This window comes from Nocardia sp. SSK8 (assembly GCF_037034205.1).
In the GTDB taxonomy this organism is placed as follows: Bacteria; Actinomycetota; Actinomycetes; order Mycobacteriales; family Mycobacteriaceae; genus Nocardia.
The window spans coordinates 336,667-356,977 of sequence record NZ_JBAGKD010000002.1; the positions used below are offsets into that span (position 1 = coordinate 336,667).

The 20,311-nt window shown below is 69.6% G+C and carries 15 protein-coding genes; 5 read left to right on the forward strand and 10 right to left on the reverse strand.

All coding sequences use genetic code 11. The features are described 5' to 3' along the window. Positions 1-220: 220 nt before the first annotated feature. Positions 221-700 (forward strand): HAD-IIIC family phosphatase, encoded by a 480-nt coding sequence (locus WA675_RS05020; protein WP_336082321.1) that lies wholly within the window; start codon positions 221-223, stop codon positions 698-700. On the opposite strand, the gene WA675_RS05025 is transcribed toward WA675_RS05020, so the two are convergent. Then, positions 694-1,212, reverse strand: coding sequence for a hypothetical protein (locus tag WA675_RS05025; RefSeq protein WP_336082322.1), 519 nt, complete (start codon positions 1,210-1,212; stop codon positions 694-696). The two genes, WA675_RS05020 and WA675_RS05025, sit on opposite strands and share 7 nt — an antisense overlap. 71 nt (positions 1,213-1,283) lie before the next feature. Here WA675_RS05025 and WA675_RS05030 point away from each other — a divergent pair, with 71 nt between their 5' ends. Further along, entirely contained in the window at positions 1,284-1,601 is a 318-nt protein-coding gene (locus tag WA675_RS05030; protein WP_336082324.1) for a DoxX family protein, read from the forward strand. Between the two features lie 42 nt (positions 1,602-1,643). Here the strand turns inward: WA675_RS05030 and WA675_RS05035 are convergent, their stop codons facing one another. Further along, the gene (locus WA675_RS05035; protein ID WP_336082326.1) at positions 1,644-3,233 is read right to left on the reverse strand and encodes a GMC family oxidoreductase; all 1,590 of its coding nucleotides are present in this window, start codon (positions 3,231-3,233) and stop codon (positions 1,644-1,646) included. Positions 3,234-3,357: 124 nt separating this feature from the next. Further along, complete coding sequence (locus WA675_RS05040) at positions 3,358-4,845, reverse strand: FAD-dependent oxidoreductase (protein ID WP_336082327.1); 1,488 nt, start codon at positions 4,843-4,845, stop codon at positions 3,358-3,360. Between the two features lie 131 nt (positions 4,846-4,976). Here WA675_RS05040 and WA675_RS05045 point away from each other — a divergent pair, with 131 nt between their 5' ends. Then, on the forward strand, positions 4,977-5,468 hold the full coding sequence (locus WA675_RS05045; protein ID WP_336082328.1) for a glutathione peroxidase: 492 nt from the start codon (positions 4,977-4,979) through the stop codon (positions 5,466-5,468). Position 5,469: 1 nt separating this feature from the next. Here WA675_RS05045 and WA675_RS05050 read toward each other — a convergent pair whose 3' ends face one another. From WA675_RS05050 to WA675_RS05060, 3 genes are read right to left on the reverse strand one after another with little or no spacing between them, the layout of a single operon-like run. Beyond that, the gene (locus tag WA675_RS05050) at positions 5,470-6,690 is read right to left on the reverse strand and encodes a DUF7373 family lipoprotein (RefSeq protein ID WP_336082329.1); all 1,221 of its coding nucleotides are present in this window, start codon (positions 6,688-6,690) and stop codon (positions 5,470-5,472) included. After that, positions 6,666-8,216, reverse strand: a complete 1,551-nt coding sequence (locus WA675_RS05055) for a serine/threonine-protein kinase (RefSeq protein WP_336082331.1) — start codon at positions 8,214-8,216, stop codon at positions 6,666-6,668. The genes WA675_RS05050 and WA675_RS05055 overlap by 25 nt, the downstream gene beginning before the upstream one ends. Positions 8,217-8,274: 58 nt before the next feature. Next, on the reverse strand, positions 8,275-9,696 hold the full coding sequence (locus tag WA675_RS05060) for an MFS transporter (RefSeq protein WP_336082333.1): 1,422 nt from the start codon (positions 9,694-9,696) through the stop codon (positions 8,275-8,277). Between the two features lie 166 nt (positions 9,697-9,862). Here WA675_RS05060 and WA675_RS05065 point away from each other — a divergent pair, with 166 nt between their 5' ends. Next, positions 9,863-10,693, forward strand: a complete 831-nt coding sequence (locus WA675_RS05065; RefSeq protein ID WP_336082334.1) for an SAM-dependent methyltransferase — start codon at positions 9,863-9,865, stop codon at positions 10,691-10,693. Positions 10,694-10,710: 17 nt separating this feature from the next. Here WA675_RS05065 and WA675_RS05070 read toward each other — a convergent pair whose 3' ends face one another. Both WA675_RS05070 and WA675_RS05075 read right to left on the reverse strand, forming a co-directional pair. Then, positions 10,711-15,183, reverse strand: coding sequence for a hypothetical protein (locus WA675_RS05070; protein WP_336082335.1), 4,473 nt, complete (start codon positions 15,181-15,183; stop codon positions 10,711-10,713). Positions 15,184-15,234: 51 nt separating this feature from the next. After that, complete coding sequence (locus WA675_RS05075) at positions 15,235-15,867, reverse strand: TetR/AcrR family transcriptional regulator (protein WP_442945561.1); 633 nt, start codon at positions 15,865-15,867, stop codon at positions 15,235-15,237. 98 nt (positions 15,868-15,965) lie between these two features. On the opposite strand from WA675_RS05075, the gene WA675_RS05080 reads away from it, so the two are divergent. After that, positions 15,966-16,430: a hypothetical protein gene (locus tag WA675_RS05080; protein ID WP_336082337.1), complete on the forward strand. Its 465-nt coding sequence runs from the start codon at positions 15,966-15,968 to the stop codon at positions 16,428-16,430. A 506-nt stretch (positions 16,431-16,936) separates the two neighbouring features. Here WA675_RS05080 and WA675_RS05085 read toward each other — a convergent pair. Continuing rightward, positions 16,937-18,805 carry a hypothetical protein gene (locus WA675_RS05085; protein ID WP_336082339.1) on the reverse strand — a complete coding sequence of 623 codons (1,869 nt, stop codon included), beginning with the start codon at positions 18,803-18,805 and terminating at the stop codon, positions 16,937-16,939. 100 nt (positions 18,806-18,905) lie between these two features. Continuing rightward, positions 18,906-20,267 carry a Wadjet anti-phage system protein JetD domain-containing protein gene (locus WA675_RS05090; RefSeq protein ID WP_336082340.1) on the reverse strand — a complete coding sequence of 454 codons (1,362 nt, stop codon included), beginning with the start codon at positions 20,265-20,267 and terminating at the stop codon, positions 18,906-18,908. Positions 20,268-20,311: the final 44 nt, after the last annotated feature.

Below are 20,311 nucleotides of genomic sequence, written 5' to 3' on the forward strand. Positions count from 1 at the left end.
CTACGGACATCTGTGTTCCCTTCGCCTGTTTCCGGGCTGTACCCCCCCGCCGTCCAGCGACTTCACCCTAGCCAACCGGTGCGCGGAGTGGAAAGGATTGTCCGGTTCTAGGTCGGCGGCACAGGCGCCGGGACCGCCTTTGTGAGCCTTCACAAGTCTGGTCGATCGCTATCGGGGGTTGTAGAGTTCACCGCGCCGGAACGAACCGATAGGGGCACCCATGATGCGACCTGCCGTCCGTTGTCTGGTCTGGGAACTGGACGAAACCCTGTGGGACGGTGTGGTCCACGACGGGACCAGCGCCGCGCCGCGCCCACCCGCGCTGCGGACGCTGACGAAGCTGAGCGAACGCGGCGTGCTGCATGCCGTCGCGGCCCGTGGCGATCGCGCGCGCACGCTGCGCGCGCTCTACCGGCACGGTCTCTACGAGATGTTCTCGGCGGTCGAGATCGGCTGGGGCCGCAAGTCGGCCTCGATCGTGCGCATCGCCGACACGCTGGGCCTCGGCCTGGACGGCCTGGCCTTCCTCGACGCCGAGCCGGTCGAGCGCGCCGAGGTGTCCCGCGCGCTGCCGATGGTGCGCTGCTACGCGGCCCGCAATGTCGAGATGCTGCCGCTGCTGCCCGATTTCCGGCACGACCTGCGCTCGGGCCCGCTGCCCACACCGCCGCTGGGCTTCGCGAAGGTGCCCGCCTACTGATCGCCGGGCAGCAGCGCGAGCGCGAGACCGGCCAGCCGGTCCGGGTCGGCGACCACGTCGTAGGCGGCGACGCGTCCCGCCCGCACGGTGAAGGTCACCACGAACAGCGGCCTGCCCCGCAGCACCACGACCAGGCCCGGCCTGCCGTCGACCAGCACCAACACCGCCTCGCGCGAGCGCTGCCGCAGCACGATCGTGCCCTCGGCCACCGCGGCGGCACCGCGGACCAGCGTGGCCATCCCGGGTGGCAGCGCCGCCGGGTCCGCCGAGCGCACCACCTCGGGGGCGAGCACCGCCAGCAGTTCGTCCAGGTCGCCCTCGCGCGCCGCTTTCAGGAACGCCGACACCACCGCGCGCTGGGCGGCCAGCTCGGCCGGTCCGATCCGGGCGGGCGCGTGCACCCGCAGCCGGGCCCGGCTCGCCAGCTTCTTGGTCGCGGCCGCGCTGCGCCCGAGCATCGGGGCGATCTCGGCGAACGGCACGGCGAACAGGTCGTGCAGCACGAACGCCACGCGTTCTTCGGGGGCCGAGCACGTCGAGGACCACCAGCAGCGCGCGGCCGACCAGCTTTGTCGTCGTCACCGTGCTCGCCGCGTCGGCCGCGCTGCTGGCCGCCGCGGTCGATGTGGTCCGCGCCGACTGGGTGCGCGAGAACATGCGCCACTACGGCGTCACGCCGTGGACGCTCACCCCGTTGGCCGTGATCAAGGCGGTCGGCGGGCTGGCGTTGCTGATCGGGCTGGCCTGGCAGCCGCTGGCGATCGCCGCCGCGGCCGGACTGGTGCTGTACTTCCTGTGCGCAGAACTCACCGTCCTGCGCGCGCGGATGTACGGCCACCTCGGCTACCCACTGCCGTACCTGCTGCGCGCCGCCGCCTCGCTGGCCCTGGCCCTGGCGTGAGCCGGTGGTGGCGCGCCCGGCCGGACGCGCCACCACGGCGGGTCAGGACCCGGCCAGGATGAACGACGCGGCCTGCTCGCCGATGAACACGGCGGGCGCGTTGGTGTGGCCGCGGATGATCAACGGCATCACCGAGGCGTCGGCCACGCGCAGGCCCTGCACCCCGCGCACCGTCAGGTCGGGCGCGACGACGCTGGCCTCGTCGGTGCCCATCCGGCAGGTGCCGACCGGGTGGTAGAGCGTGTGCGAGAACTTCTCGATGGTCAGCGCGATGGTCTCCTCGAGCTCCGCGGGCGCCTGCGGCGGGTAGATCAGCGGGCCCAGCGCGCTCTTGAGCGCGGGCTGGCCGACGAACCCGGCGCACACCCGCAGCCCGGCCTCGAGCGCGGCCCGGTCGGCCCCGTCGGGATCGGACAGGTACCGCGGATCGATGACCGGCTTGGCCGTCGGGTCGGCCGAGGCCAGCCCGATCTTGCCGCGGCTGCGCGGGCGCAGCAGGATCGCGCCGAGCACGACGCCGTGCTCGCTCGCCTCCACCAGGCCCTCGTGATAGAACGGCGCGGGCGCGTAGATCAGCTCCAGATCGGGGTGCTCGAGCTCGGGCTCGCTGCGCACGAACCCGTAGGCCTCACCGACATTGGAGGTCAGCATGCCGCGATGCCGGACGAGATAGTTGATCAGTTCCAGGGGCTTCTCCGCCGCGAACAGCGAATCGGATTCCACGCCGTAGCCGAGCGCGGCGATCAGGTGGTCCTGCAGATTCGCCCCGACCTCGGGGGAGTGCGCCACGGTCTCGATGCCGTGCGCGGCCAGTTCGTCGCGGTCGCCGATGCCCGAGAGCTGCAGCAGCTGCGGGCTGTTCACCGCGCCGCCGCACAGGATGACCTCGCGGTTCGCGGTGACGGTGTGGGTCTGCCCGTCCCGCAGGTACTCCACGCCGGTGGCCCTGGTGCCCTCGAAGAGCACCTTGGTGGCCAGCGCCCCGGCGTGCACGGTGAGGTTGGCGCGCTTCATCGCCGGGCGCAGGTAGGCGTCGGCGGTGCTCCAGCGCCTGCCGTCGCGCTGGGTCACCATGGTCTGGGTGAAGCCTTCGGGCGCGGGCCGGTTGGCCGATTCGAGCTCGTGCCCGGCCTGGCGCACCGCCTCCAGGAAGGCGTGCGTGGAGGCGCGCGGGCTGCGCTGGCGCTGCACGTGCAGCGGGCCGTGCGTGCCCTCGTCGGGGAACTGCGCGTCCTGCACCCGCTCGATCTTGCGGTACTGCTCGATCGCGGCGCTCCAGTTCCACCGCTCCCCGGCGAGCAGCCCCCACTCCTCGTAGTCGGCCCGGAACCCGCGCACCCACATCATGGCGTTCATCGACGAGCAGCCACCGAAGGTCTTGCCCCGCGGCCAGTAGATCTGGCGGTCACCGAGCGCGGGCTGCGGTTCGGTCAGGTAGTCCCAATCACGTTCGGTGCGGAACAGTTTCGAGAACGCCGCCGGAATATGGGCGAACTTGTCGTCGTCGGCCGGACCGGCCTCCAACAGCACCACCGTGGTGCCCGGATCGGCGCTGAGCCTGTTCGCGAGCACCGCCCCCGCTGATCCGGAGCCGACGATCACGTACTCCGCGGACGTCCCACCTGCTTGCACTGTCCAACTCCGATCCTGCACTGCATCTGTCGTGGTCAACTCGGATGCGCCACAGCCGGACTCGTCGCCGGGCGGCGCTGGAAGCAGCGTACTGACAGTCGGCGCCCGGCGGGTGGTCCGCGTCTCAGTCGGCCGCCGCCGCGGCCGCGCGACCGGCCCGCCTGCCGTAGAAGCTGCCGTCACCCAGCGAGGCCCCGCTGACGTACCCGCCCGCGCACAGCCCCGAGGTGCACCGCCCCGCCGCGTAGAGCCCCGCGATCGGCTCCCCGCTGACGTGCAGCACCCGCGAATCCAGGTCGGTGCGCAGCCCGCCGAGGGTGAACCCGGCGGTGAATCCGCGCAGATCGAAACCGGCCAGCGCCCCCGAGATCGGCCGCACCCATTCGGGTTTCTTGCCCAGCAGCGGATCGCTGCCGTGCTCGGCGTGCCGGTTGTAGGTGGCGATCGTGGTCTGCAAGACCTGGTCGGGCAGCCCCATCTCGGCTTCGAGCTCGGCCGCGGTCTCGGCGACCCACTTGGGCGGGAACCGGAAGAACGGCGTGGCGCTCTCGGTGGCGAGCGCCTCCTCCAGGGACTTCTCGTCGATCACCAGGAATGCCTGGTTCTCCTGCTGGAGCAGGGTGGCCTGGCCGATCCGGCCGGGATAGGTGTCCTCGGCGATATAGCGCTGGCCGCGGCCGTTGACCAGGATGCCGCGCGCCATCATCTGCGGATCACCGAAGATGGCGACCTCGCTGGCGTCCATGTGCGCCAGCTCGGCGCCCAGCGCCTGGGCCAGCCGGATGCCGATGCCGTCGTGCTCCTCGATCGCCGCGCCCGGGCGCCCGCTCAGTTTCGGGGTGTAGCGGTCGACCATCTCGGTGTCGTAGGCGAAGCTGCCGGTGGCCAGCACCACCCCGCGCCGCGCGCGTACCGCGACCGGCTTGCCGAAGTGGGTGGCCAGCACGCCGACCACGCGCTCCTCGTCGTCGACGACGAGCCTGCGGATACGGGTGTCGTACTCGACCGGGATGCCGAGCTCGGCCACGGTGTCGGCCAGCGGTTTCATCAGCATGTAGCCGCCGCTACGCTCGCCGATCTTCTTACCGGCCAGCTCCGGCACGTGCCCGCGCGGGGCGGGCTTCGCGATATCGAGGAACGGCGCCGCGTTCTCCCCGCCGGAGTACATCAGCCCCTCGTCGTGCGGGGGCTCCCAGCCGGGCTCCCCCCAGAACGACTCCTTGAACGGCACCCCGCACCCGACGAGCCAGTTGTAGTGCTCGACGCTGCCCGCGCAGTAGTCCTCGATCTTGTCGGTATCGGCGCACGGACCCAGTGCCGCGGTGAGGAAGGTGGCCATGTTCTCGGGGGTGTCGTCGAACCCCAGCGCCTTCTGTAGCGGGGTGCCGCCACCCAGGTAGACGAAGCCACCGGCCAGCGCCGCCGCGCCGCCCCAGCCGCCGGTGCGCTCGAGGATCAGCACCTTCGCCCCGGCGCGCGCGGCCTCGATCGCCGCGCACACGCCGGCGATGCCGTAACCGGCGACCACCACGTCGGCCTCGAAGTCCCAGTGCGTCACGGTGTTCGCGCGCAGCGGGCGGACGGTGTCGATCCGGGCTGGGTTTTCGGTCACGAGCGGCCTCCGGTGTTCGGGTGTGTACCGAAATGGTGCCGCGTTGCCGCCGACAAAACAAGAACGTGTTTCAGAAACCTGTCCGAATCGGACCCTGGGCGGGGCGCGGCGCCTGCGGTACGGTGGCGCCGGTGAGCGCGAATATTCGAGACATCGCCGTGCGGACATTGGCCGGCGCGGACACCACCCTGGGCGCGGTGGCCGGTGACCGGGCGGTCCTGCTGGTCAATGTGGCCTCCAAGTGCGGCCTGACCCCGCAGTACACCGGGCTGGTCGAGCTGCAGAAGATTTACGGTGAGCGCGGCTTCACCGTCGTCGGCGTGCCGTGCAACCAGTTCATGGGCCAGGAGCCCGGCTCCGCCGAGGAGATCCAGGAGTTCTGCTCGGTCACCTACGGCGTGGACTTCCCGCTGCTGGCCAAGATCGACGTCAACGGCGCGGACCGCCACCCGCTCTACACCGCGCTGGTCGAGACCCCGGCCGCCGACGGCACCGCGGGCGATATCCAGTGGAACTTCGAGAAGTTCCTGATCGCGCGCGACGGCACCGTCGCGGGCCGCTTCCGTCCCACCGTCACCCCGGAGGCGGGCGAGGTCGTGCAGGCGATCGAAGCCCAGCTCTGAGTCAGGACGCGTTGGCCAGCAGCGCGTACTGTGCGGCGGCCTGCTGGCGCACCCCGGCCGGTTCCGGCCCGCTGACGAAGGCGCCGTAGCGGCGGTAGCTGACGTAGCAGCGGGTCAGCGCCGGGGAACCGGTCGCGCCGCGGCGTTCCGCGCAGTGCGCGCCGGGCACCCTGTCGGGCGCGCTGACCGGGTGCGCCGCCTCGCTGAGGGTGCGCTGCCAGGTGTCGCCGAAGTCGGTGGCGGCGCTGTCGTCACGGAAGCGGAACAGCGTGGTGGTGTAGGAATTGGCCACGCTGTCCACCTCGCCGCGGTCCCAGGCCGCCGCGAGTTCGGCGGGTTCGGTGGGCCGGTAGTGCAGGCTCGCGCGCCCGGGCCAGGCGGCGAACTCGCGCGAGGAGATGGCGATCTGCTGATTGGCCGGTCCCGGGATCAGGGCGCGGCGCAGCAGGCCGTCCGGATCACGGGGGAGGTCGGCGATCCGGTCGGGCGCGGTGGGCGTGAACGTCTCCAGCAGCGGTACCTGCGCGTCGAGGATCGCGGCCGCCCGGCGCGCGAGGGCATCGATATCGGGGTTCGGATGCTGGAGGAACAGGCTCACCACGATCTCGCCGTGGGCGAAGGTGGCGCCGATGGTCTTCACGCCGGGCCGCCAATGCGCGTGCGCGGCCGGGTATCCCGGGATCGGCACGGGCTGGTTGTCCGGGCTCACCGCGAAATCGGTGGCCTCCAGGTCGCGGGCGGCGGCCTCGGCCGCGGCGGCGCCAGGGAACCGCAGCAGCACCACCCGGGTGACGCGGGCGTCGGTCTCGATCGCCGGGGTCTTCGCGTCGAAAGCGCGGCTGCCCTCGGCGATGTCGAAGCCGGTGATCATCCGATGCCGTTCCAGCACCGGCAGATTCACATTCGAGATGGCCGAGGCGTCGGCGGTGCGGCGCGGGGTGTCGAGCACGTCGGTGCCCCAGTTGTGGGTGAGTCCGGCGTCGACATCGTGCGGGAACACGATCGCCGCGCCCATCCGCAGCCCCTCGAGGATCGCCCCGTCGGTGGGCTCGCGCCCGTTCTCGATGTCGGCGGGCGTGGTGGTGTAGCGGCCCACGTCGAGGGTGCGGACATCGATCTCACCCGGTGTCGCGGTACCGGTCATCGCGGAACATCCGGCGAGCAGGACCGCGACCGCGCCGAGGGCGGCGCGCGCGATCACAGGGGTGCGCTGGTCAGCCATTCGTCGATCATCTCCTGATGGGTGTGGCCCTTCCAGTACACCTGGAGCAGCACGGTCGAATGCGGTGCGGTGTCGAACTGCACCAGCAGCCACGGCCCGGTCGAGCCGTTGAAACTGCGCACGGTGATCGGTTTCCCGTAGCGCGAGCGCAACTGCTGGGTGGCCCCGGCGGGCAGCGTGGCGACGAATTTCTGCACGGCCGCGGTGTCGGGGTGGGCCAGCACCTGCATGTTCAGTTTCTCGCGGTCGGTGCAGTCGAAGCCGGTGTCCCACACCGCATCCGGGTTCTTGGTGGCGAAGCTGCACCGGAAGCCGCGATAGCCCTCGCTGTCCGGGCTCGCGGGCAGCAGATCGGGGAACAGGGCGATCGTCGGCTGGGCGGCGGCCCACGCGTCGACCGTGGTGGTCGTCGCGGTAGTGGTGCTCGGCGGGGGGAAGGTGCCGGTACCGGGGTCGTCGCGGGTGAGGGCGATCGTCACGGCCACAGCGAGGACGACGGCCAGTCCGGCGGCCACGGCGGCCCCGGTGATCCAGCGCCGCCGCGAGCCGGGGTTTCCCGTCGGTCCGCTCGGCCCGACCACGGCGGGCCCGCCGGTCCCGTGGACAGGCCCGGATCGGTCGAATTCGGCTGTGGCGCCGGTGGTTCCGCCCGCCTGGGTGAACGGCACCGTCGGCCCGACCCCGGTGGTGAGCGCGGTGGTGGCGGCCGCGACCATCTCCGCGCAGCTCGCGAACCGGTGGTCCGTATCCTTGGCCAGCGCCCGCGCGAACACCGCGTCCATCGCCGGGGGCAGGTCCGGTCGCAGCGCGGTGACGCGCGGGACGGGATGCATGAGGTGCGCGCCGATCAGCGCGCCCGCGCTGGTGGCGGTGTAGGGCGGCTGCCCGGTGAGCAGATGGAACAGCGTGCACGCCAGGGAGTACTGATCCGAGCGCGGCCCGAGTGCCCGGCCGTCGAGCTGTTCGGGCGCGGCGTAGCGCAGGGTCGCCACCAGCGACCCGGTCTGGGTGAGCGCGGTGCCCTCGTCGATCGCCTTGGCGATCCCGAAATCGGTGAGCAGCACCTGCTGGGCGGTCACCCCCGGCGCCCGCTCGCGCAGCAGGATATTGGCCGGTTTCACGTCACGGTGCAGCAGCCCCGCCGCGTGCGCGTGATCGAGCGCGTCGGCCGTGGAGCGCGCGATGTGCAGTGCCTGCTCGACCGGCAACGCTCCCGCCCGGACCACCGTGTCCGCGTCGCTGCCCGCCACGTACTGCATGGCGATCCAGAGTTGCCCGTCCGCGCTGCCCCGGTCGTGGATGGCGACGATATTCGGGTGATCCAGCCGTCCGGCCAGTTCCGCCTCCCGCTCGAACCGCCCCCGGAACAGCGGGTCGGCGGCGAACGAGGAATGCAGCAGTTTCAGCGCGACCAGGCGCGGCAAACGCGGGTGCCGGGCCGCGTACACACTGCCCATACCACCGGACCCGAGCACCCGCTCGATGCGAAAACCGGCGAAAACGGCACCGGCCGGGAGCTCGTGCATGCAGTCACGGTAACCCAGCGCCGATGCCGCCGCGATCGTCACGGTGCCGGTTCGCCACTCACCGCCGGGTCCGGCGCACCGCCACCACGGCCGTCGCGGCCGCGACCAGCGACGCCGCCGCACCACCCAGCTGGACCAGCCGCACCGCCTCCGCGGCCGCCATCGTCTCGGCGGCGGCCAGGAACACCGACCCGAACCCGGCGATCCCCGCCACGATGCCCAGCTGCACCACGGTGACGAGGATCCCGCTGGCATCGGCGGCCAGCGCGACCGGCACCGCGGACAGGGCCCGCGTCATGAGCGGACTGAACGCCAGCCCGTTCCCCAGCCCGAACAGCGCGAACGCGACCGACACCGCGAGTCCCGTGCCCGCGCCCGCGTGCGACAATCCCGCCAGCCAGGCGAGTGCCACGGCGTCCAGCACCAGCGCAGCCGGGATCATCCGTGCCTGCCACCGGTGCGGAATGCGCTGCCAGTAGAGCCCGGCCACCGCGAACGCCAGCCCCATCGGCAGGAACTGCGTCCCGGCCCGCACCGCGCTGTAGCCGAGCTCGCCCTGCAGATACAGCGCCCACGCGAACAACCACCCACTGAAGACGGCCATGATCAGCAGCAGCGTCGCCGCCGAGGGAATCAGCCCCGCCGCACCCACCACCCGCGGTGCGAACAGCGGATCACGCCCCTGCCGGGCCACCGTCCGTTCGACCACCCAGAACGCCCCCGCGGCCAGCACACCCGCACCGAGACACAGCACCGTCCACGTCGGGAACCCCAGCTCGTAGCCCACCATCAGCGGAACCACCAGCAACAGGACGCTCGCCGTGAAGGTCACCAGCCCCGCCCAGTCGACCCGGCGATCGGTCCGCCCCTCGGTCATCGGCAGCACCCGCACCGCCAGCACCCACAGCCCCAACCCGAGCGGCACATTCACCAGGAACACCCCGCGCCAGCCGCTGCCCGCCAGATCGGCGTCCACGATCAACCCACCCAGGATCTGCCCCGCCACCACGCCACCCGAGACGATCATCGCGTAGAGCCCGAGTGCCCTGGCCCGGGCGGTGCCGGTGAACGTGCGCTGGATCAGCGTCATCACCTGCGGCACCATCACCGCGGCCCCGGCCCCCTGGACGAACCGGAACACGATGAGCGACACCTCGTTCCACGCCGACCCACACGCCAGCGAGGCGAGCGTGAACACCGCCAACCCGACGACGAACGCCCGCCGCTGCGTATACCGTTCCCCGAGCCGCGCACCGGCCACCAGCAACACCGCGTACGCGATCACATACCCGGCCACGATCACCTGCAGCGCGGCACCACCCGCGCGCAGATCCGTCCGGATGGCCGGGGCCGCGACGTTCACGATCGAGGCGTCGAGCACCGCCATGAACTGTCCGGCGAGAAGGACGACGAGCACAGCCACCGAACGAGGCCCGGTCACCGCGGGATGCGCCGACACCGGCGCGACAATCTGACTCATGCGCCGATCGTGCGCAATGCCCACCCGACCGGCCAGGAGCCGCTTGATCCGGGTATCCGCGATACCCGGCCGGGTGGACCGGTCTCGGGATTGCCTCTGTAGCAAGGGAAACGATGATCTAGGCTGAAATCTCCTTACAGTCGCCACCGATGCCTGGAGGCACGTGATGTCGCATTCTTCCGCTGCCTACCCCAGCGCCGTTCCGGTCGGGGTGGACACCACTCGCGCGAGTATCGCGCGGGTCTACGACGCCGCACTCAACGGCAAGGACAACTACGAGGTCGACCGCGAAGTGCTGGCGCAGGTCCGCACCGTCGCCCCACAGGTGAACGATCTCGCCTGGGCCAACCGCGATTTCCTGATCCGCGCCTGCCGATTCCTGGCCAGGGCGGGCATCGACCAGTTCCTCGACCTCGGCTCCGGCCTGCCCACCGCCGAGAACACCCACCAGGTGGTCCAGCGGGTCAACCCGCAGTCCCGGGTCGTCTACGTCGACAACGACCCCTCGGTGCTGGTGCACGCCCAGGCCCTGCTGGCCAGCAACAGCCGCACCCGCATCGCCGAGGCCGACATCTTCCGTCCGCTCGAGGTCCTCAACAACGCCACCGTGCGCAACGAACTCGACTTCCAGCGCCCCCTGGCCGTCTTCCACATCGGCACCCTGCACCACTACCTCGGCGAGGACGCCGCCGCCATCATGCAGACCTACATCGACGCCCTGCCCTCGGGCTCCTTCGTCGCCATCGCTCACTTCCACGACCCGGAAACCCCCGAATACACCGAACTCGCCCAGAAAATGGAAGAGAAGTTCATCCACAGCCCGATGGGCAGCGGCCGCTTCCGCACCCGCGACGAGATCCAGGCCATGTTCGGCACCCTCGACCTGGTCGACCCCGGCCTCGTCCGCTGCGACGACTGGTGGCCCGACGGCCCCCACCTCACCCCCCTCTCCGACGTCCGCCACTGCATCCTCGGCGGCATCGGCCGCAAACCCTGACCGAACCCAACCGGTGATCAGGCATCGCGGGAATTCCAGGCGTCGGCGAACATCTCGTGCAGCGGTCGAGGCGGCAGGATCGCCGTGTACGGGCCGATCATGGTCTTGGCGTCGACGCGGACCAGGTACCGGTCGAGCTTGGCGGTCTCGAGCGGTAGATGCGGCGTCGGCACCGTCGCGGTCCACGGCCCCGGGATGAACGCGGTGCGGCCCGCTCGGGCGCGCTTGTCCTCGACGACCGACTTCGTGGCGACCAGCTCGGCCTGAACCTTCTTGTGCCGGGCGGGAGTCCAGTCGTTGAAGCGGCGGACGGCGCGGTCGGTGGGCCGGGCCAGGGTCAGCAGCTGGAGATACAGGGCTGCCGCGTCCGGGCTCACACCGAGCCTCGCCGAGACCTGGTCGACGAGCGCGGGGACGCTCTGTCGTGGGTCGGCCTCGTACTGCCCGGCGGTCACCGGGGAGGTGGCGGCGCGATCGAGCAGCGCGGGCAGGCCGGTCACCAGGGTGTGTTCGCAGCGAATCGCGCGGGCCAGGTCCGGCAGGCCGTGGTCGGCGCAGATGCGGAGGCTGCGGCTCAGCGCGTCGGGATCGGCGAGGGCGGCCGGTCGCAGCAGGGTCGCCCGGTGCCACCCTTCCCCGTCGACGACGATCAGCCCGTTGTCGTAGACGACCCGGTCCGGTGGCGCGAACGGGTACGTGTTCGGCCCGAACAGCGTGGTGGGCAACCGCCCCAGCGATTCGAGCACGACCAGCAGCTCCGGGGCTCGCAGCCGCGCGCGGAGCCGATCGTGCAGCACGGCCATCCCGGCGCTGTCCGGGTCCGCGACCGGACGTTCGGTGAGCGCCCAGGCCAAGGCGGTCGCCGGCTCGCGATAGGGATTCCACCGCCGGATCGAGGAGACGCTGGACTTCCCGTAGTGCAGGTCGAGCCAGCTGTAGCCACTCACCCGCAGCCGACAGCGCAGGTCCTCGGTGGCGACCGTGGTGTTGTCCGGGTGGGCCAGGGCCATGGCCATCGGGCTCGGCAGGCCGGTGGCCGCCTCGAGCTCGACGGTCAGTTCCTCCGAGACGTATGTTCGCCTGCCGAGCAGTTCGTTCCACACCGCCGCCATCCGCTCGGCGGCCGCGAGGTCACCGTCCTCGGTCCACAACTCGGCGATGTCCTCGGGCATGCCAGCCGCCACGAGACGTTGCCGTCCCGCTTGGCCGAGACGGCGCGAGTATGCCTCGTACTGATCCGCGACAACGGCGTTCGCGCCGTACGGTTTGGCGCGGACCAGCTTCTTGTGCGCGTCGACCAGACGCGACAATCCGCCGCCGACACCACAGCGGCGCGGCAGCCCGTCCAGGACGAGCCGGGCGATCGGCTCGCGCACACCGGTCAGTTCGGCGAAGCGCCGCACCGCGTCCGCGCTCGGTGTGCGCGGCCCGTGGTGCGTCAGGTGTTCCAGGAGCTGCCCGATCCGGGTGGCGTCGTCGCGGGCGATGGTGCGGAGATGGATTTCGGTCGCGTCCGTCGGCGGCGGCACCGCGGCGGGCTGGAGGAAGGTGCCCTGGTGGACCAGCGTGCGTTCGGTGGCGGAAGCCGCCGGACACCGGCCGAGTCGCCAGGTGCCGGGAACCGCGAACGGCTGTGCGGCCCAGGTGGTGAGCAGGGCGATCAGCGCCGCGCGGTCGGCGTCGGAGGTGCGGCCGTTGATCGCGCGCCAGGCCACCGCGTCGATGTCGCCGAGCAGCGGTGTCCAGTCGATGGGCGCCGCGGGTGGGCTCAACCGCCGCACCGTGTCATCGATGTCCCCGGCGAGGAATCGGCCGTCCGCCGCGAGTCCGGTGAGGGTGGCGGCTACGACGGTGGAATGCGCCTCCCACCGGTGGTCGAGCAGACCGAACAGCGCGGGAAGAAGGTCGGAGTCCGGTACGGCTGCGGGCACGGTGACCAAGGCACCGGACCGGATCGTCGCCACCCGCGCGGAGATACGCGCCCGGGCAGCGGCCAGTCGGGCGGCCTGATCGGCCAGCGCCCGCACAGCCTCCGCGAGAACGGGATCGGTGAGACCGGCGGGCAGGGTGCCGGTGGCGAGGAGTTCGCGTGCGCCCGCGGCGTCGATTCCGCGCAGGGCCGCCGAACCTTCCGGATCGCGCGGGGTGAGGAAATGCCAGAACGCCGGGGGCGGGAAGGCCGAGGGCTCGCGCGGCGCGGTCTGTGCGTCCCAGAGCGGACTGCTGTCGTCATGGGCGCGGATCGTGGCGAATCCGTGGGCGGCGGCGGTGGAGCCGTAGGTCATCAGCAGATCGCTCCCGCCTGCGGGGAAACGGACCAGGCCCCAGGGGGAGTCGGTGCCCCGGCCTCCGGCGAAGGTGGCTCGGCGGCCGTCGACGGACTCCACGACATAGCCGGTGAATTCGCCACGGTCACGCAGGACCCGGTAGCCACTGACATTCTCGACCGCGCCGAGCGGCGAGAGAGCGACTCCGTCGGGGAGCCGGACGTACGACAGCTGCGAGTTCACGATCTCCTTCCCGTCGGGAACGTCGCCGTCGGCGAAGAATCCGGGAAGCGAGGAGATTTCCCCGGGCGAGCCATCGTGCGGATCCACCTCGGTCCAGACACCCGACCGCGCATGCCGCCTCTCGAAACGCCACACCCGCGTGCCGTCACTCAGCTGGAACCGGTGGTCCGCGATGCCGTGCCGATCACCCGGCCGCAGGACTCGCTGGCCGTCGTGACGGCCGTCCGGGGTGGCGAATTGATAGCCGAGGCCGCCCTGGTAGATGGTGCGGCAGGATTCGATTCCGGCCCACTCGGCGACCGCGAAGTGTTCGCCCGGTGCGCTCGCCCAGAAGGCGTGTTGGGCGTAGGACGTCTTGGTAGCGCGGTAGCCGACCAGGAAATCGCCGCCGACGAAGAACACCGCGCCCAGGTGTGCTCCGGCCGGGATGGTGAACTCGGTGTCGGCCACGGTCGCCCGCGGGCCGATCACCACCGCGCGCTGGTGGTTGTAGAGGGTCAGCATGGGCCACGTGGCGGTGACACCCTGGACATCACCCAGATCGCGGATCGCCGCCTCCCAGGCGGGCCAATGGAATTCACCCGGAACACCGGCGTGGAGTATGCGCACCAGGGGAGCGACGCCGTCGAGACCGGCCAGCGCTTCCTCGATCCCGTCGAGGGCTTGGGCGGTCGGTAGGTCGAGCAACGCGTCGAGCTCGGTGAGGGCCAGCTCGGCATCGAGGAGCCCGCCGCTCGCGACCCGTTCGATGACACCGGCGATGCGTGCGAGTACCGAACGCTCGATGCCGGGGTTGTCGGGCAGCCGGACGATCGCGGAACCGGTGGTCCGCCGATCGGCGTGCACGACACCTTCCAGCCGCGGGCCGAGCACCGGATCGGCGGCCAAGGCGAGCAGATCGCGCCGGGAATCCGCACCCCAGAAGTGCATTCGGCCGATGTCGGGAGCGGTCACGCGCGCCCCGACCGCGAGCAGCGCGTCGGCGAGGTCGGCATCGATGTACCAGTGGCGGAACCGGCCGCGCGCCAGGGACACCGCGTCGCCGGATTCCTTCAGCCGCGGGCCGATCCGCTCGATCATCTCGAACAGCTCCGCGGGCATCTGCTGGGCGGTCACCCCACCGTACGGCACTTCGACATAGCAGTACATCGCGAAGAACTCGCTGATCCACTCCGCCAGTCCGCCCGGCGGCGTGAGCGTCCCGTCCGCGAATCCCTCGATCGCGCCGACGGCGTCGAGCAGCCGCAGCAGCGCGGATCCGTCCGTGGTCGTCGCGGGGAACAGGCGCAACAGCGGTGCGACATCGTCGGGTGGCACCTGGGCGAACACCTTGGCCGCACCGTCGAGCAGGCCGTCCGGCACCTTCTGGGAGGTGCAGGCCGCGAGAACATCTCGCAGGACTCGCGAGTCGGCGTCGAGGCCGAGTCCCGCGGCCTTGGCCGAGGCGCGAACACGGCGAGGCAGATCCGCCCCGAGCGTCGCACCGCCCTGCGCGAGCGCCACGAGCAGCCGCACGAACTCGTGATGCGCGTCCTGCGGTGATCCAACACCGGTCAACCAGCGCTGATGGGCCGCGACCTCTTTGACCGGGAGCGCGCCGTAGCGAGCGAACAGCAGGGTGTTCTCCCGATGGAAGTCCACGTGCACCGGCAGGGAATGCTCCCGTTCGACCGCGCGTGCGCGGCCATAGGCACTGATCGCCGCCGTCCGATAGCGCGTGTCGGACTTCGAGGCGCCCGCATACCCGCTCAGCCAGTGCCCGACCATGTCCAGCACCCAGGGCCGATGCCGCGCGGGCAGCGAATCCGCCTGTCGGGAGACCTCATCGAGGAACGCGCCGGGCTTGCCCGCACGCCGTGCCCTCTCACTCAGTGCGGTGACCAGCTCCTCGGCGCTCCCGACCGCGCCGGGATCGAAATGACTCGCCCAGTCCGAGTACAGCGTCGAGTTCCGCGGGTCGGCGGGCAGTGAGATCACCATGCGGTGGATTGTGGCAAAGGGGTGTGACAAACCCTTGCGCGGAGGCGAACCTCAGCCGGGCCTGGATTCCGTTCTCCGCAGGTAGTTTCCGAGGAGATCGACCATTTCGTTCTCGAGTTCGTCGGCTCGAACCGGGTCCGCGGTGGCGACGAGACGGTGGACCAGTGATTCGACCGTGGCGACCACGATGCGTGCGGCCAGGTGGGTATCGGGGACCGATACCTCGGGGTGATTCGCCAGCAGGTGCGTGACCGTGGTGACGGCGAAAGCCTCGGTGTCGTGGAGGCGTTCCAGCAGGGCCGGTGAGCGCGGGGCTTCCTCGAACAGCACGCGGTGCAGGCGGGGGTTGTCGTGGTGGTTGTCGATCGTGGCGCGGATGAACAGGCGCAGGATGTCGTCGAGGTGATCGGGGAGTCCGCCGGAGAGGCGTTCGGCGAGGAGCTGGGTGCCCGCGTCGAGGTGTTCGTCCATGAGGGCGCGCAGGATGGCGTCCTTGTTGGGGAAGTACTGGTACAGCGAACCGATGGAGACCCCGGCGCGCGCGGCGATGCGGTTGGTGGTGCCAGCCGCGTAGCCGTGTTCGGCGAAAACCTGAGCAGCCGCGGTCAGGATCCACGCGCGGGTCTGGGTCGCGCGCTGCTGTTTCGGCTGCTTCCGTGCCTTGAACCGGTCCGTGGGGGCCATGGTCGTCTCCGCTGTCGAATGCGAGTAGTCACGCGCGGTCGGCGCACGCAGTATTCAGGGTGAGGCCCACGACGAACCGACCGAGGAGACCAGGGTAGATGCGAACCGTCCGTCTGCGAACCGAACTTCCGACCAGCGCCGACCGCGTCTGGCGCGCCATGCTCGCCCCCGCCACCTTCCTCTACGTCTGCCGCGGCCTGTTCGGCATCCCGATGCTCGCGGGCCGCGTCGATCCACTCCGCGAGGGCGAGAGCGGCACGGCCTGGCTGTGGGCCTTCCACATCCTGCCCGCCTACCGGCACACCATCGAAGTCCTCGAGGTCGACGAACCCACCGGCACCATCCGCACCCACGAACACGGCGGCCTCCTGAAGTCCTGGAACCACACCCTCCACGTGGAACCCCTCACTGACCACACCTGCCGCTACACCGACACCATCGACATCGACGCGGGCCCCGCCACCCCCCTCGTCGCGATCGTCGCGACCGGCATCTTCCGCTACCGCCACCGCCGCTGGCACCGCCTGGTCCACCGCCACCTGCTCCCGGACGGTCCCGCATAGACGCCGACGAGCCCCATCCGGGTATCAGCGGCACCTGGATACCGGTACCTGTGGCGGCGAGAATGGCCGGATGAGTGAAGCCGGTAGGGGTACGGTCCGCGAAACCAAGCGGACGGAACTCGCCGCGTTCCTGAAATCCCGCCGCGCCAAGATCGGTCCCGACGATGTCGGATTGCCGCGGGGGAGCCGACGTCGTACCCGGGGCTTCGCCGGGAAGAGGTCGCGCAGCTCTCGGGGGTGAGATGTTGGCTACACGCTCGGTGACCGATATTGAGGGGCCGGGGTTCATGCGTGCAAGAGTGAGCCTTGCTCGGAGCAAGGGAGCTGGAAAAGTTGCGACAACGAGGCGGGCCTGAGGCGAACTGGGCGCATGTCTGGCTCATCCCCGCTCGCGCGGGAGAAAATGAATTGACCTGGTCATTTGCAGAGCAATGTCCGAATTACATTCACATTCGCCCCCGCCTCGTACTGTCAGCCACGACTGAGTCCCATGTCCTGACCAACGTTCAGATCGCGCTACTGATGACCGTGAGCTCGTCGCAGGAGGCGACGACGTTCGACCGCGCGCTCGTGAGCAAACGCTCCAGCAGATAGAGCCGCAGAAGCTCGTGCGATGGTGGCGATGAGCGGCTTGAGTGCCGTACACGCCAGTAGGCCGCTTCGCTCACGTGCGGTTGGATGATTACCACCTCGGTTCGATCGGTGGCGTCGCGCGCAGCCAGGACTTCAAGAAATTCACTGCGGTCGGCTACTCGCACGCCCTCGATCCAAGTGGCGGGTCGATCGATCCGAGCAGTGGCCAGTCTGGCGCCCAGCAGCTCCGGGTCGGTGTACACCACGTTCTTCACCGCCTGGCTGACGACCACCTCGTAGGGAGCCACAGCAATACCCCGCTGAGGACTTATGTTGTCGGCTGCCTTGACGTGGATGAACGTGAGGATCCCGTCGTCGGCGATATGCACGAAGTCCGCGACTTCACCGGACCCGTCATCGCAGGTCAACCAACCATCGCCGTAGTGGGCCAACACCCACGCGAATAGTGAGGTATCGCCGGGTCGGCCGATTCCGTCATGGATCGCCTGGTCTCCCTTGACATTCGGCTTCTCCCGATCGATCCGGATTCCGCTGAAGTCTTCGAAGCTCCAGTTCGAGAATCGGGCGGTGGTGATGGGTGCTGTGTAGAAGGTGTTGTTGACGAAGGCGTGACCGGACGCGTAATAGACCGTCACCAGATCCCCGGTGCTGAGTGCGTCTCTAACCGGGATCACGCGGCTGAGGTCGCTGGGAGTGCCACGTATACCGACGTCCAGTCGGTAGCGGCCATTGGACTCTCTCGGCGTAACCCCGAGCCGGCCCCCGATTGTGCCCTCGGTACCCACGTCCAGGACGAACCCCGGAGAATCGGGTTCAGCGGTCACCTCATGTATTGCACGCTGGAGCAACTCGGCGTTGGCGATGCGTTCGGCATCGGCTTGCGGGAGGCTCGCGATGTCGTCGGGAGTGAGTACCGAGACTGCATAGGCACCCCTCACCGCCGAAGTGTCGTGGGCTTGTCTGGCCAACACCGGTAGTGAGGTGGCGACCTTCGCGTCACCTGCCATGACGCTTCTGACCAGAACCAGCAGTTCGGAGACTGCTCGGACGTAGTGCCGGAAGTTGACCGTCCGTTCCGATGACCACACCGTTGACTTCGACGGTGTTGTTCCCACTTTGCCTTTGAAGGCGGTTCGCTCCGGACTGTCTTCGAGATCAGCACGCGCCGAACGCAGCGCGAACGACGAGTCGTGGGCTGGATCGAGTGCCTCCCTCAGGTCCAGACCGCTGATGTTCTTGGAATCCGGTTTCGTCGACCGCCGCCGATGTGTTCCCTGCAACCACAGTCCTTTGACCTCCCCGCGCAGCAGCGCCGCCTCGAGCACGTGGGACGGCAGCCGTTTCCACCGAGGCTGAGGAGCTTTGTCCAGCCACCGCTGGATGCGTTCATTGGTGGCGTCGTCGGCGTAGATCGCGACCAACCGCTCCTGGCGCAGCAGCAACATCAGTACGTGTTCTACGTTCCGGAATCCGGCCGATTCGTCGGCCCAACTCGGCAATGCCTCCACCCTCCAGACCAGGCCGGTGAGTTCACTGATCTCATCCCCCACAAGAACATCATGTTGTGGATGGTCAGTGTCCCCTGCCCGCCACTGGATGTGAGCCACTTGTTCGACGGAACGACCAGCACGTCGCCGCGGCATGGTCGAAACGAAGTCGGCCAGAACTGCGAACTGCGCCGCAACGTCGCTGCCGGTGCATTCGAGTACGACGACTGACAGGTACGGGTGCAGCGCGTTCAAAGCCAACGACTTCGGTTCCGCATCAGGAACAGTGTCCAACACCAAACCTCCAGATATACGTTCGTCAGCCGATCTGTACGGTCCCGGTGGTCACGGGATCACGGTGCTGCACGGGAGAAGTGGCCGATTCGGGCGAGGCTCAGGTTCCCGGAAGCGGTACCGCCCACAGTGCATCCAAGGAGGTTCGCAATGTCGGTGCGATATCACGCTGCAAGGTCTCTTGTTCCCGGCCCTGTCCGGTTTCGCCGATTGCCAGTGCGAGAGCACGTAATTCGGGCGGGCATCGCCGCGTGAGGTCCTGTGCTCGCCGCTTGCCCCGCTCTAGTTGGGCGTCGGTCTGATCCCGGTAGGGGCCTGCCGCCCAGTGATCCACACCCATACCGACGGGGTGTACCTTCTTGTTGAGACGCGAGGCCAGGTCGACAATGATGTTGATCCCGTCGGCATCCAGGTCGCACCAAGCAGCTATGGGCACATCCGCGATTGTCGACAGCATAGCGACCACCGACTCCGATGCGTAGCCCCTTCCCCAGACGCAGAGACAGTCGCGACTCAGATCCGTATTGCGGCAGACGTATTCGAAGGTGTCCTTGTTCTCCACGAACAGGACGCCGCGGACTCTCGACACGTCGACCGATCCGAGCATTCGAATTCCACTGGCTGGCAGTCCGATCCATGGCTCACTGGCCTGCGCGTCCGCCAGGACGTCGCCGATCCGCCAGACCAGCGGACCGCGAACCAATACCTCGACGTCCGGCTCGTCCACCGCGGTGGTGAAGGGCACACCGATCAGGTTGGCGAACGCGGTCTGGCGCTCCGGGGTCCACCGCTTCGCTCCGGAGAATGCCTCGCCCGCCAGCGAGTTCGCTGTATGCCGCAGCCCGGCGTCGGTATCCGGGAACCACACACAGGCGGCTCGGAGAGCCGCTTCGTACACACTCCACGCGCGGGTTCGCGTCTGAGATCCCGCGGGTACTCGCAACGGTGTTCCGTCGGCGACAGCCGTGAGCCGGGCCAGTTCATCTGCCAGCCGAGGTACTGGAACCATCCGGGTCAGCAGGGCGGCGCGCCGGGTGTCGGGGTCACCGTGGCCGGTCAAATCGGCGATGCGGTCGTCGGCGATGGCCGACCAGGATTCGGTCAGGCGAAACCTCGATGGCTGATAGTTCAGGCCGTCGACGGTGCACCGCAGGCTCCCCACCCCCGCGCGCACCAACGATATCGCAACGTCCCAGGCCCGGTCACCGAACCGAGTGGTCATTCCGGTCCACTGCCTGCCCGTCTGGGTCCGCAACGCCCACACCAGATCCCTGGGCGCGATAACGTCCGGAACGTCGAAGCCATCGCGCGCGTCGACCGATAGGAGATCGACACGGGTGATTTTCAGCCGTCGCCGACGGTCCTTCGGTACCCGATCCATCGACTCGTCACCGGATACCGACGACTCCGGTTTGGGCACCGAGAACGCTGCGATCCCGCTCGGTAGGTTCGGCAAGGGCACCGGAACGCGACCAGTGCTGTCCCGCAAGGAAACTCGACGACCAC

Excerpts from the sequence above, each read along its gene's own strand:
- WA675_RS05055 (WP_336082331.1), bottom strand. The coding sequence starts at position 8,216 with ATGCACGAGCTCCCGGCCGGTGCCGTTTTCGCCGGTTTTCGCATCGAG.
- WA675_RS05070 (WP_336082335.1), bottom strand. The coding sequence starts at position 15,183 with ATGGTGATCTCACTGCCCGCCGACCCGCGGAACTCGACGCTGTACTCG.
- WA675_RS05075 (WP_442945561.1), bottom strand. The coding sequence starts at position 15,867 with ATGGCCCCCACGGACCGGTTCAAGGCACGGAAGCAGCCGAAACAGCAG.
- WA675_RS05060 (WP_336082333.1), bottom strand. The coding sequence starts at position 9,696 with ATGAGTCAGATTGTCGCGCCGGTGTCGGCGCATCCCGCGGTGACCGGG.
- WA675_RS05065 (WP_336082334.1), top strand. The coding sequence starts at position 9,863 with ATGTCGCATTCTTCCGCTGCCTACCCCAGCGCCGTTCCGGTCGGGGTG.
- WA675_RS05050 (WP_336082329.1), bottom strand. The coding sequence starts at position 6,690 with ATGGCTGACCAGCGCACCCCTGTGATCGCGCGCGCCGCCCTCGGCGCG.
- WA675_RS05020 (WP_336082321.1), top strand. The coding sequence starts at position 221 with ATGATGCGACCTGCCGTCCGTTGTCTGGTCTGGGAACTGGACGAAACC.
- WA675_RS05080 (WP_336082337.1), top strand. The coding sequence starts at position 15,966 with ATGCGAACCGTCCGTCTGCGAACCGAACTTCCGACCAGCGCCGACCGC.